Annotated in this window: 11 protein-coding genes; 5 read left to right on the top strand and 6 right to left on the bottom strand. The window is 70.0% G+C overall.

All coding sequences use genetic code 11. The annotated features are described in order from the left end of the window. Nucleotides 1-36: 36 nt before the first annotated feature. The 5 genes from GON06_RS14930 to GON06_RS14950 all read right to left on the bottom strand — a co-directional run bounded on the left by GON06_RS14930 (nt 37) and on the right by GON06_RS14950 (nt 5,962). Nucleotides 37-729, bottom strand: a complete 693-nt coding sequence (locus GON06_RS14930; protein WP_157313117.1) for a DUF624 domain-containing protein — start codon at nt 727-729, stop codon at nt 37-39. Between the two features lie 4 nt (nt 730-733). Next, nucleotides 734-1,660: a carbohydrate ABC transporter permease gene (locus tag GON06_RS14935; RefSeq protein ID WP_232528505.1), complete on the bottom strand. Its 927-nt coding sequence runs from the start codon at nt 1,658-1,660 to the stop codon at nt 734-736. Beyond that, nucleotides 1,660-2,586: a carbohydrate ABC transporter permease gene (locus tag GON06_RS14940; protein ID WP_157313118.1), complete on the bottom strand. Its 927-nt coding sequence runs from the start codon at nt 2,584-2,586 to the stop codon at nt 1,660-1,662. The genes GON06_RS14935 and GON06_RS14940 overlap by 1 nt, the downstream gene beginning before the upstream one ends. Before the next feature lie 77 nt (nt 2,587-2,663). Then, complete coding sequence (locus GON06_RS14945) at nt 2,664-3,938, bottom strand: ABC transporter substrate-binding protein (protein WP_157313119.1); 1,275 nt, start codon at nt 3,936-3,938, stop codon at nt 2,664-2,666. Nucleotides 3,939-4,024: 86 nt separating this feature from the next. Then, on the bottom strand, nt 4,025-5,962 hold the full coding sequence (locus GON06_RS14950) for a DUF2264 domain-containing protein (protein WP_332837602.1): 1,938 nt from the start codon (nt 5,960-5,962) through the stop codon (nt 4,025-4,027). A 165-nt stretch (nt 5,963-6,127) separates the two neighbouring features. Between GON06_RS14950 and GON06_RS14955 the strand changes: the two genes are divergently transcribed. After that, nucleotides 6,128-7,150 (top strand): zinc-dependent alcohol dehydrogenase family protein, encoded by a 1,023-nt coding sequence (locus tag GON06_RS14955; protein ID WP_157313120.1) that lies wholly within the window; start codon nt 6,128-6,130, stop codon nt 7,148-7,150. An 11-nt stretch (nt 7,151-7,161) separates the two neighbouring features. Here the strand turns inward: GON06_RS14955 and GON06_RS14960 are convergent, their stop codons facing one another. Then, nucleotides 7,162-8,133 (bottom strand): LacI family DNA-binding transcriptional regulator, encoded by a 972-nt coding sequence (locus GON06_RS14960; RefSeq protein WP_232528506.1) that lies wholly within the window; start codon nt 8,131-8,133, stop codon nt 7,162-7,164. 56 nt (nt 8,134-8,189) lie between these two features. Between GON06_RS14960 and galT the strand changes: the two genes are divergently transcribed. The 4 genes from galT to GON06_RS19120 all read left to right on the top strand — a co-directional run bounded on the left by galT (nt 8,190) and on the right by GON06_RS19120 (nt 12,441). After that, nucleotides 8,190-9,335, top strand: a complete 1,146-nt coding sequence (gene galT, locus GON06_RS14965; protein ID WP_332837603.1) for a galactose-1-phosphate uridylyltransferase — start codon at nt 8,190-8,192, stop codon at nt 9,333-9,335. Nucleotides 9,336-9,449: 114 nt separating this feature from the next. Beyond that, nucleotides 9,450-10,628, top strand: a complete 1,179-nt coding sequence (galK, locus tag GON06_RS14970) for a galactokinase (RefSeq protein ID WP_157313121.1) — start codon at nt 9,450-9,452, stop codon at nt 10,626-10,628. A 121-nt stretch (nt 10,629-10,749) separates the two neighbouring features. Beyond that, the gene (locus GON06_RS14975) at nt 10,750-11,271 is read left to right on the top strand and encodes a GNAT family N-acetyltransferase (protein WP_157313122.1); all 522 of its coding nucleotides are present in this window, start codon (nt 10,750-10,752) and stop codon (nt 11,269-11,271) included. A gap of 108 nt (nt 11,272-11,379) precedes the next feature. Continuing rightward, entirely contained in the window at nt 11,380-12,441 is a 1,062-nt protein-coding gene (locus GON06_RS19120; RefSeq protein ID WP_157313123.1) for a DUF559 domain-containing protein, read from the top strand. The last annotated feature ends 94 nt before the right edge of the window (nt 12,442-12,535 follow it).

The following is a 12,535-nucleotide window of genomic DNA, read 5'->3' on the forward strand; positions in this document are numbered from 1 at the left end:
GCGAGGGGCGCCGGCGACGAGACGATGGACGCCCGCTCAGGAGCCGCGCACAGCGACGGCCGCCGCGGGCTCCTGGTCGAGGTCGAGAACGGGCCGCAGGCAGTGCCTGCTGTTGGCCCACACGACGTACAGCGCCGGCGCGGCGGTGATGCCGATCGCGATCGCCGGCATCGTCGTGAAGACGCCGAACTGCACCCCCAGCACCGCGAACGACAGCAGCTGGAAGTACCAGCGCCTGACGCCGAGCACCGCCGACGCGCGCAGCACGTCGCGCAGCCGGGCCTCCGGCACCTCGGCGATCGCGGCGAGGCCGAGCAGCCCGGTGATCGCGGCCAGCACGACGAGCAGGAGCAGCACAGGGACGACGAGCACGGCGGCATCCGTCTCCGCCAGCATCCGCACGTCGACGAGCAGCACGACGGCCAGCGCGACGACGATCAGGCCGATCAGCAGCGCCTGCCTGGCCGTGGCGCGCCAGGCGCGCCAGTAGGCGCGCACCACCTGGGTCTCGCCCTCGTCGTGGGCACGGAACGTGCCGAACGCCGCGGCGAGTGCCGGCGCCGCCAGCGGGGCGGCGACGGCCAGCAGCGGCCAGGAATGCACCGGATCGGTGGTCATCAGCAGCACGACGAGCGGCGCGGCCGCGACGAGCACCAGCAGGTTGACCATCAGCCCGAGGTAGAGCACCCCGAGGATGGACGCCCAGGTGTCGTGCACGACCCTCTTCATGCGCTCATCCCTTCATGCCGCTGGTCGCGATGCCCTCGACGAAGTACCTCTGCCCGAGCAGGAAGATGACCGCGATCGGGATGACCGAGATCGTCAGCCCCGCGAACAGCAGGGCGTAGTTCGTGTCGAACAGGTTCGACACGAAGCTCTTCAGGCCGAGCTGGATCGTCCACAGGTTCGGGTCGCGCAGGTAGATCAGCGGCCCCAGGTAGTCGTTCCAGGTGTTCACGAAGGTCAGCAGCGCCAGGCTGGCGATCGCGGGCACCGACAGCGGCACCATGATGCGGCGCCAGATGCCGTACTCGCTCAGGCCGTCCAGTCGTGCCGCCTCGCTGAGCTCCTCGGGGATCGTCTCGTAGTACTGCTTCATCAGGAAGACGCCGAACGCGCTGAACGCCTGGATCAGGATGATCGCCCACAGGGTGTTCGACACCTTGAGGTTCGACAGCAGGATGAACTGCGGGATCATGTACGACTGCCACGGCACGGCGATGGTCCCGATGTAGGCGAGGAACAGGATGTCGCGGCCGCGGAAGCGCATCCTGGCGAAGCCGTAGGCGGCGAACGATCCGGTGAGCACCTGCAGGAACGTCACGACGACCGACAGCACCAGCGTGTTGCGGATCCAGGTGAGCATGTCGGACTTCGACCAGATGTCGATGTAGTTCTGCCAGACGAATGTCTCGGGCCACCACACCACCGGAACCGAGAACACCTCGTTGGCGTTCTTCAGCGAGCTCAGCACCATCCAGGCGAACGGCGTGAGCAGGCCGATCGCGAACAGGATCAGCGCGACGTATCCGAAGAATCTGCCGATGCGGCGGCCGGTCGCCGGCTCGCCGACCCGCCGGGAGGGGGCGGGTGCGGGGGCCGGGTCGGACAGCCGGCGCAGCTTGCGCTGCCCGGTCACCATGAGCTGGGTCTCGGTCATCAGGAGTTCCTCCTCTTGTTCCAGAGGAACTGCGCGACGGTGACGAGGATGCAGATGAAGAACAGGGCGACCGCCGCCGCGGAGGCGTAGCCGAACTGGTTCTCCTCGAATCCCTTGCGGTAGATGAACTGGGAGAGCACGAGCGTGGCCTGACCTGGTCCGCCGTCGGTCATCACCAGGATCAGATCGAAGATCTTGAGCGAGTTGATCGTCAGCATGACCGTGACGAAGAACATCGTGGGACGCAGGCTCGGCAGCGTCACGTGGGTGAAGCGCTGCCAGGTGTTCGCGCCGTCCACCCTCGCCGCCTCGTGCAGCTCGCGCGGCACCGTCTGCAGGCCCGCCAGGAACAGGATCATGTAGTAGCCCATGTCGCGCCAGGTGCTGACGATCACGACGGCGGGCATGGCCCATTCCTTGGAGGTGAGCCAGCCGGGCGGGTTGTCGATGCCGATCGCGCGCAGCACGGCGTTGATCGGGCCGTAGTCGGGGCTGAAGAGCAGGTTCCACACCACGGCGATCGCCACGATCGAGGTGATGTAGGGGAAGAAGGCGGCGGTGCGGAAGAACGCGACACCGCGGAGCTTGTTGTTCAGCAGCAGTGCCAGTCCCAGCGACACGACGATCGTGAGCGGGATGTGCATCACCGAGTAGTAGATGGTGTTCCAGAACGCGGTCCGGAAGCTGCCGTCGCCGAACAGGCGCTGGAAGTTGGCGAAGCCCACCCAGTCGGCCTTGCCGAAGATGTTCCAGTTCGTGAACGCCATGTAGAACAGCACGATCACCGGGACGAGGGTGAAGGCGGCGAACCCGGCGAAGTTCGGCAGGATGAAGCTCCAGCCGATCAGGGTGTTCCGGCGGCGAAGCGCCGACCGGCGCTTCGGCCGCGCGGCCTGGCCGGTGTCCGGCGTGACTGTGGCGGTCATGAGGACTCTTTCGGGTAGTGCGGGAGCCGTGGTGCGGGGCCGGCCCTGGCGAGCCGGCCCCGGGTCGTCGGCTGCGGTCAGCCGACCTCGTTGGCGACGCGGTCCTGCGCCTCCTTGATGGCCTCGTCCACGGGTGTGGAGCCGGACATGATCGCGGTGTGCATGTCGCTCAGGATGCCCTGGACGGTCGCGGTCTGGGAAGAGGTCGGGTTCTCGGCGAGGACCTTGTGGGTCGACCAGGCGAACTTGGACAGATCGTCGGTCGGAGCGCCCTCGACACCGAAGTAGGTGTCGACGATCGAGTCGTCGATCAGCGCCGGGGTGATGCCGATGCCGGCCAGCACCTTCGCGGCGTCCGCGCTGGCGGCGAACCCGAGGAACTTCTTCGCGGCGGCGGCCTTGTCACCGTCGAGCGCGGCGTTCACGCCGAAGCCGGTCGGGTCGCCGAAGGTCACCGGGGTGTTGTCGGTTCCCGTCGTCGAGGAGTCCTTCTGCGGCGCGGGGGCGATCCCCCACTCGAAGGTGTCGGCCTCGCCGGAGGCCTGCTGCGCGATCAGCGTGCCGGTGTACCAGGTGCCCATCAGCATCATGGCGGCCTTCTGCTTGCCGAACTCGCCCTGGTAGGTGAGCTGGTTGGCGCTGGAGGTGTTGAAGTCGACCTGCGCGCCCTCCTTCTGCATCTTCAGTGCCCGCTCGTAGTACGGCGCCATGTGCTCGTACTCGCCGTCCAGGGGGCTGACGTCGTCCTGCGCGTTGGCGAAGCCCTGGACGGTCGACTGCCAGCGGTGCAGATACGCGCCCTTGCTGTCGCCCTTGGTCAGCTTGGCCGCGGCGTCGGCGTAGTCGTCCCAGGTCCAGCTGCCGTCGGGCTGGGCGACGCCGGCAGCGTCGAACAGCGCCTTGTTGTAGTAGAGCACCCAGGAGTCCTGGCGGTACGGCACCGCGTAGGCCTTGCCGTCGACCTTGTACGAGTCGGCGCCGCCGATGCCGTCGGGCAGCTTCACGTCGGAGACGTCGAGCAGCTGGCCGCCCTCCTGGAAGGTGGTCAGCGCCTTGACCTCCTTCTGCGTGATGATGTCGGGGCCGGAACCGGCGGCGAGGTCGGCGGTGACGAGAGTGTTGTACTCGGCCGCGTCGTACTCCTTGAGCTTGATCGTGATGTCGGGGTTCTTCTCGTGGAACGCGTCGGCGAGCGCCTGGAACTCCGGCGTCGTGTCGATGCTCCACGCCGACAGGCTGAGGGTGACCGGACCGGACGGCTCGGCCGGCGTGTCCGAGGACCCGCTGCAGCCGGTGAGGGCGAGTGCCGCGACAGCGGCGATGCTGCCCACGGCGAGGATCTTGCGGTTCATGCTGTGTGCTCCTTTGCGATGGCGGATGTTCCGCGAGGGATTCGGTGTTCGGGTGAGGGTTCTTTCGGGGTGCCGGATGCGGCGATTCAGTCGACGGATGCGGCGACGAGTGCGTGCGCGCTGCGCGCGCCGTCTGGCCAGGCGACGGTCACCTGCACGCCGTCGACCGCGACCTCCGGAGCGGATGCCGGAGCGGAGGCCCCGAGGTGGACCGCGGTCATGACCGGCTCGCCGATGCGGACCGGGAACTGCAGCACCGGGACGAGTGCCTGCGCTCCGAGCGGGCTCGCGCCGTCGCGCCGCACGAGGCCCGGCACGCCGTCGGCGGACAGCGCGATGAGGGTGCTCGCCACTCCGTCGGCGAATGCCGCGGCCGAGGCATCCGTGGTGGATCCCTCGACGGCGTCGGCCGCGACCGGCCATCCGCCGACGCGCAGCTCGCGGGGCTCGGCGCCGGGCTCGACGTCGTGCACCGTCGCGATGCGGACCTCCCAGGCGCCGCGCACGATCGACCAGGTGGAGAGGCGCCCGGCGAAGGCCACCTCTCCCGTGATGCCGGAGCCGTGCCGCACCTGGGCGGCGTCGGGGGCGATCCAATGCGCGTGCGCGCGGGAGCCGGCGATCGCGGTCTCGCCGTCGGAGTGCGCGGCGAGAAGTGTCATCCCGGCACGGTGCGTGCCGCGGCCGGCGGCGTCGACGAGCGCGACGGACTGCTCGAGGGGCTCGCCCCAGGCGCGGCCGTCGTGCAGCGGGGCGGTGACCGTGGAGTACCCGAGCCGGGCGTAGATCGGGGAGTCCCCCACCTCCGCGCCGGGCGAGGCGTGGTCGGCGCCGTGGTTGATCACGCGGACGATCCCGTCCGAGGCGGTGCCGGAGACGATCCAGCCCGCGGCCTCGACCACTCGCAGGTCGTCGGCGACGGCGGTCGGCAGCGGCCCGGCGGGCTCGGACCACACCGGGTGGTCGGCGGGAAGGGCCACGCCGAGCAGCCCCTTCGAAGCCCAGTAGGGCGACGAAGGACCGGAGTAGTTCTGCGCCAGACGGCGCCACGGGCCGAACCAGCCCATCGTCAGCAGGTCGTCGTCGTCGGGGCTGCCGTGCTCCTCGAAGTGCGCGACGATGCCCATCGCGGTGTCGCGCAGCGTTCCGGCCGGAGTGGACGGCACGCCGGCGAGCACACCCGCCCAGAACGGCGCGGCCGCGGCGAAACGGTAGATCAGGCTGCGGCCCTCGAACAGCGGCGCACCGTCGCCCCCGACCAGGTGCACGGCGTCCTGCAGATAGCGGTCGAGGGCGGCGATGTCGCGGCCGATGCGCTCGGCTGCGCCGAGCTCGCCGGCTCCCTGCATCCGAGACCAGAGCACGGGATAGAGGTGCAGCGCCCAGCCGACGTAGTGGTCGTAGCCGCGGTCGTCACCATCGGACAGCCAGCCGCCGGAACGCACGAAGGATTCGTGCAGGGCGAGGTCGGCGGCGATGTCGTCGGCGCTCCACGGTCCGCCGACCGAGCGCAGGAACGTCTGCACGGTCACGCGGAACCAGAGCCAGTTGTTGCGCGGGTAGGTGTCGTCGCCGACCGCAGGAGCGAGGTAGTCGATCACGCGCTGCTGGGTCGTCGCGTCGAGACGGTCCCAGATCCACGGGCGGGTCATGTCGAGGATGACGGCGATGGATGCCGCCTCGACCTTGGCCTGCGGGTGCTCGTCGAGGCGTACCCAGCGGTCCTCCGCCTCGGGGTCGACCCCGGCGACGATGCCGCGCGAGTAGTCCCGGATGAGGTGGTCGACGCCCTCGCCACGGGCACCGGCGATCCGGAATCCGGCGAGCAGGAACGTGCGGGCGAAGCCCTCGAGACCGTCGACCGCAGTGCCGTAGCCGCCGGCGTCTCCTGGCGGGGTGATGCGGGCGAAGTTCGGTGAGGCCCAGGCTGCGGCACCGCTGAGCAGCCGGTCGGCGAAGGCGACCAGCGCATCACGTGACCCGCTGCGCAGAGCGCTGGGCGAGGGCGATGAGGAACTGGTCACGGGATCTCCTTCGAACGTCGTACCGGCCCGGGCTAGCGGGCGTCTAGTTCAGGAGATTAGCAACCGAAATTGTTCAGTTCAAGGCGATTTGCGTTCTAACGTGAACGATCATGTTCGTTTCAGATTTCCCGCTCGGAGCGGCCCGGGAAGTGGTGAAGTAGAACCATGCGCGCAGTCATCATGCACGGCCCCGGCGACGTCCGGATCGAGGACGTCCCGGTTCCGGAGATCATCCTGCCCACCGATGCGATCATCCGCGTCACCGCGGCCTGCATCTGCGGATCGGACCTGTGGCCGTACCGCGGGATCGAGAAGCAGAAGCGGCCGACCCGCATGGGCCACGAGTACATCGGCGTCGTCGAGCAGATCGGCACTGAGGTCCGCGACATCAAGGTCGGCGACTTCGTGGTCGGCTCGTTCATGGCCTCCGACGGTGTCTGCGAGATCTGCCAGGCCGGATACCAGTCGCGGTGCATCCACGTGGTCGGCATGGGCTCGATCGGCACGCAGGCCGAGTACGCCCGCATCCCCTGGGCCGACGGCACCCTTGTGCGCGTGGATGGGACCCCGTCGGATGCGCAGATGCGAAGCCTGCTCGCGGCATCCGACGTGCTGGGAACCGGGTGGTTCGCAGCAGTCGCCGCCGAGGCAGGAGCGGGGAAGACCGTCGCCGTCGTCGGCGACGGCGCGGTCGGGCTGCTCGGAATCCTCGCCGCGCGCGAGCTGGGCGCCGAGCGGATCATCGCGATGTCGCGGCATGCCGACCGGCAGGCGCTCGCCCGCAGCTTCGGCGCCACCGACATCGTCGAGGATCGCGGCGACGCCGGCGTCGCGCGCATCAAAGAGATGACCGGCGGGTACGGCGCGCATTCCACCATCGAGGCCGTCGGCACGCAGGAATCGATGGAACAGGCGATGCGAGCGACGCGCGCCGGCGGCCACGTCGGCTTCGTCGGTGTCTCGCACGGCGTGACGATCGACGGCCGCGAACTGTTCTACTCCGGTGTGCACCTGCACGGGGGGCCGGCGCCGGTGCGCCGCTTCCTGCCCGACCTGATCGATCTGATCATGACCGACCGGATCGACCCCGGCACGGTCTTCGACCTGACCCTCCCGTTCGACGAGGCCGCAGAGGGCTACCGGGCGATGGACGAGCGCCGCGCGACGAAGGTGCTGCTCGAGTTCTGAGCCGAAGCCGGTCAGGCGCTCGCGCGCAGGATCAGCTCGGGCGTCGCGAGAGCGGGAGCGGATGCATCGGTGCCCTCGATCGCGGCGACGAGCGCCTGCACGGCCTGCTCCCCGAGAGCGTCGAAGTCCTGGCGGACTGTCGTGAGCGGAGGGCTGTAGTCCGCGGCATCCGCGACGTCGTCGAAGCCGATCACCGCGACGTCGTCGGGGATCCGGCAACCGGACTCGCGGAGCGCGCGCAGCGCGCCGAGCGCCATCTGGTCGTTGGCGGCGAAGATCGCGGTCGCGCCCGGCAGCCGCGTCGTCTGCGCGTGGCCGGACGCCGCCGACCAGTCGCCGCGCGCGACCGCGGGCGCCTCGACGCCGGCGGCGGCGAGCGCCTCGCGCCAGCCGCGTTCGCGCTCGGATGCCGCGTACGAGCCGGCGGGGCCGGCGAGGTGATGCACGACCGGATGCCCGGCGGCGAGCAGATGCTCGGTGGCGGCACGGGCGCCGGCGGCGTGGTCGGTGCCGATGATCGTGAAGCGCTCGTCAGGCGGGGAGTCCACGACGACGAGGCGGAGCCCCGCGGATGCTGCATCGCGGGCGAGCGCGGTGGCCTCGTTCAGCACCACGGCGCCGTCGACGCCCTGGTCGTGCAGCCGGTCGAACGCCGAGGAGATGTCGCCGTCGGCGCCGAGGGTCACGACCGTGAGCGCGTACCCGCGGGATGCCGCGGACTCGGCGACGGCCTGCAGCATCCGGGAGTTGCCGACCGTGGCGAGCGTCTGCGCGACCAGGCCGAGAGTGTGGGTGCGGCCGGTGCGCAGGGCGCGCGCGGCGCGGTTGGGACGGTAGCCGAGGTCGGCCATCGCCCGCTCGACCCTGGCACGGGTCTCGGGATCGACCTTCGGGCTGTCGTTCGCGACGCGCGAGACGGTCTGCCCCGAGACGCCCGCGCGGGCGGCGACCATGGCCATCGAGACGCGCTGCTGCTGCGGCATCCGACTCCCTTCCCTCCGATGTTGACGTTACCACGGCGGCGCGCTACCGTGTTGACGTGAACATCCGCACTCTCGGCGCCGGCGTCATCGCGCGCGACACCCGCCTCGCAGACGACCGCGAGCTGATCTACTACGACGACCCCGGCACGACGCTCCCCGCCGAGCGCAGCATCGACACCCGCGACCTCGACCCCCGCCCCGAGACCGCGACCATGCGGCAGGACGTGCTCACCGGCGACTGGATCACCTTCGCGACCAAGCGCCAGAATCGGGTGCTGATGCCCGGTGCCGACGCGGATCCGCTCGCGCCGCAGTCGCCGACGAACCCCTCCGAGGTGCCGTCGCTCTACGACGTGGCCGTGTTCGAGAACCGCTCCCCCGCCTTCGGCCCCGCCCTGGCATCCGCCGTCGGCGGCGCCCCGGCCGCGATCGATCCGCCTCGGGGGCTCGATGACCTGACCTCGATCGGCATCGGCCGCACCCGCACCAGCGTCGGACGCTGCGAGGTGGTCTGCTTCAGCCCCGAGCACGCCGGGTCTTTCGGCACACTGACGCCGACGCGCGCCCGCACCGTGATCGAGGCCTGGGCCGACCGCACCGCCGCACTGTCGGCGCTGCCCGGCATCGAGCAGGTGTTCCCGTTCGAGAACCGCGGCGAGGCGATCGGTGTCTCGCTGCCGCATCCGCACGGACAGATCTACTCCTACCCCTACGTGACGCCGCGCACGCAGCGACTGCTCGAGGTCGCTTCGCCCGATCTGTTCGCGCGCATCCTCGAGTCCGAGCAGGCATCGTCGCGAGTCGTGCTGCAGGGCGAGCACTGGACCGCGTTCGTCCCGTTCGCCGCGCGCTGGCCGCTCGAGGTGCAGCTGATGCCGCACCGGCATGCCACCGACTTCTCGGAGCTGACCGACGCCGAGCGCGACGAGCTCGCCCCGCTCTACCTGCACCTGCTGCGCGGCGTCGACGCGCTCTATGACACGCCGACGCCGTACATCGCGGCGTGGCACCAGGCCCCGGTGCGCGTCGGTCGCGACGCGATCCGGATGCGCCTGGAGCTGACCAGCCCGCGCCGCGCCGCTGACAAGCTGAAGTTCCTCGCCGGATCCGAGGCCGCGATGTCGGCCTGGACCGCGGAGATCCTCCCGGAGGACGCCGCCGCGCGCCTGCGCGACGCGATCGCTTCTGTTCCCGCCCCCTGACCCACGCCTGCCCGCGCCCGACCCGTCGCAGAATCTCGGAGTTCTGCAGAATCTCGGACTGATCCCGGCATCCGCCTCCGAAATACTGCAGATCTCCGCCTGAAGGAGAACCTCATGACCGCACTCACCGAAGCCCGCGACCTGTTCGGCGACCTCACCGGCGCCGAGCCCGCCGGCATCTGGTCGGCCCCCGGCCGGGTGAACCTCATCGGCGAGCACACCGACTACAACGAGGGCTTCGTGCTGCCCTTCGCCATCCCGCACCGCACCTACGCTGCCGCGCGACTGCGCGAGGACGACCGCATCCGGGTCTCGTCGACGTTCGCCGACGAGCCGGTCGAGGTCGCACTCGGCGACCTGACCTCGCTGTTCCCGTCGGAGGGCGACCTCCGCGTGCCCGAGTGGTCGGCGTACGCGCTGGGTGTCGCATGGGCACTGCGCGACCTGGATCCCTCCACCCCCGGCATCCGGGGCGTGGAGATCGCGATCGCGTCCGATGTGCCGGTCGGTGCGGGGCTGTCCTCCTCCGCGGCGATCGAGGGGGCCGTGGCATCCGCTCTGAACGACCTCTGGAATCTGGGCCTCGATCCGGTCGCGCTCGCGCGCGCCGGCCGACGGGCCGAGAACGAGGCGGTCGGCGCACCGACCGGGATCATGGACCAGATGGCGTCGATGCTCGGAGTCGCCGATGCGGCGACGTTCCTGGACTGCCGCACGCTCGAGACGCAGTCGGTGCCGACCGGCTTCACGGATGCCGGACTCGAGCTGCTCGTGATGGACACGCGTGTGAAGCACGCGCACTCCACGGGCGGCTACCGCGACCGGCGGGATGCCTGCGAGCGGGGTGCCGCACTGATGGGCGTGCCCGCGCTGCGCGACGTGACAGTCGACGACCTGCCGCGGGCGGCGGAGCTGATGGACGACGTGACCTTCCGCCGGGTGCGGCACATCGTCACCGAGAACCAGCGGGTGCTCGACACCGTCGCCGCGCTGCGTGCCGACGGTCCGCGCGCGATCGGCGACCTGCTCACCGCCTCGCACGCGTCGATGCGCGACGACTTCGAGATCTCGGTCGCCGAGCTCGACACCGCGGTCGACGCGGCGCTGGAGGCCGGCGCGATCGGCGCTCGGATGACCGGCGGCGGCTTCGGCGGCGCTGCGATCGCGCTCGTCGCACACGCGGACGTCGCCGCCGCGACCTCCGCCGTCGAGGCGGCCTTCGCGGATGCCGGATACCTGGCCCCGCACATCTTCACCGTCGGCCCCTCCGCCGGCCCGCGCCGCGACGCCTGATCGAGACCCATCCGGCGCCGTCCCTCCGCAGCTCCGGTCTCACTCGTTGCGGGTGCCTGCCCGGCCACACCTGCACCCATTGAGACCGGAACCGAGAGGTGAGCGACCATAGGATGGCGGGATGCTGATCCGCCCCGCCATCCCCGACGACGCGCACGGCATCGCGGTGGTGCACGTGCGGTCTTGGCAGGCGGCATACCGCGGGCTGCTGCCGCAGCCGGTGCTCGACGACCTGTCGGTCACCGAACGCGCGAAGGGCTGGCGACGCCTGCTGGAACCTCACCGTCGCGCAACTGGTCCGGACTCCCGCACGATCGTCGCCGACGTGGACGGCCGCATCCTCGGGTGGGCGTCGTTCGGCGAGCCCCGCGAGGACGAGATCGCGGATGCCGGAGAGCTGTGGGGAATCTACGCGCATCCGGACGCCTACGGGACCGGCATCGGCCACGCCCTGATCACCGCCGTCGAGCAGTCGCTGCACGACGACGGACATCCGGTCGCGTACCTCTGGGTGCTGGACGGCAACGAGCGCGCCGCGACGTTCTACGAACGGCACGGCTGGGTCGCCGACGGCGCGACGAAGGTCGAGGAGCGCCCGCACCTGCGCCTCTTCGAGCGCCGCCGCGTCAAGCAGCTCGGCTGAGTGCCCGGCCTCTTGTCCCGGGAAGGACTCGTCCTCCACAGACGTCCGACTTTCCCCTGTTCCGGTCTCACTCGTTGCGGGTGTTCCCCCGGGTACTACCCGCAACGAGTGAGACCGGAGCCACGAAAGAGGCTGTGGAGAACGGCTTCGAGCCAGGACATTACGCATCAGGGTGGAGCGCATGACGAAACGCCCGCACTGCCGCCCACTCTTGGAGACGTCTTCAGCGCCCCGTTCGCGTTACGAACGGGAGTGACATCCAGCCGTCTGCGAGCGAACGATCTCGACGCTCCCTTCATCGGCGTCCGCCGTGTCGTCGGCGCCGAGCGTGAGGGGACGAATGACGACAACCCGTACCTGGCGCAGGCGGCGCACCGTCGCAATCGCGCGCGTGATTACGCGCCACGCCTCACTCCGGGTCAGTTCCTCTCGCATGAAACCGCGGCCGCCTGGTATGGCGGTCCGCTTCCTCTGGTCGTGAACGATGAGGGCATCGTCGACCTTCACGACGCCGTGATCCACGTCGGCGTCTACGGGGCACGACCCCTGCCTCGGCATCGGGGCGTTCGCGGGCATCGCGACCGGAACATGCTCACGAACGTGCGCGTCGTCGATGGCGTGCCGGTGTCCTCACCGGCCAGCACGTGGGCATCACTCGGTCGTCTCGCGCTTCCCGATCTGGTCGCCTTGGGCGACTACTTCTGCCGAGTCTGGCGCGAGGGAGTCGGAAGGCCGGACGCCGGACGTCGACCCCTCGCGACGATCAACGAGCTTCGGCGTGAGGCCGAGGCCGGACGCCGCGTGGGTGTAGTCCGACTCCGCGAAGCACTCGACCTCATCCGAGAGGACTCATGGTCACCTCGCGAGTCGATACTCCGTGTGGTCTTGTGGCAGTGGGGTCTGCCGGAACCGCAGCTGAACCGCGATGTCTTCGATGACGCAGGGCGATTCCTGGGCTGTGTCGACCTCTGCTATCCGGAGCAGAGAATCGCGATCGAATACCAGGGCCGGCATCACGAGGCCCAGTCCGTGGAAGACGCGGAGCGGATCGCGCGCCTCCGCGCCGCGGGATGGATCGTGATCGAGGTCACCTCTGAACTTCTTGACGACCAGGACCGCTTGATCCAGGAGGTTCGCGAGGCACTGGCAGCACGCAAGTCGCATCGCTGACTCCGGTCTCAATCGATGCGGGTCCACCGACCCCGGACACCCACAACCGTTGAGACCGGAACCTGGAAGGCGCGGCGACCCCGACGCTCCGGTC

Source organism: Microbacterium sp. MAH-37 (genome assembly GCF_009758255.1).
GTDB lineage: Bacteria > Actinomycetota > Actinomycetes > Actinomycetales > Microbacteriaceae > Microbacterium.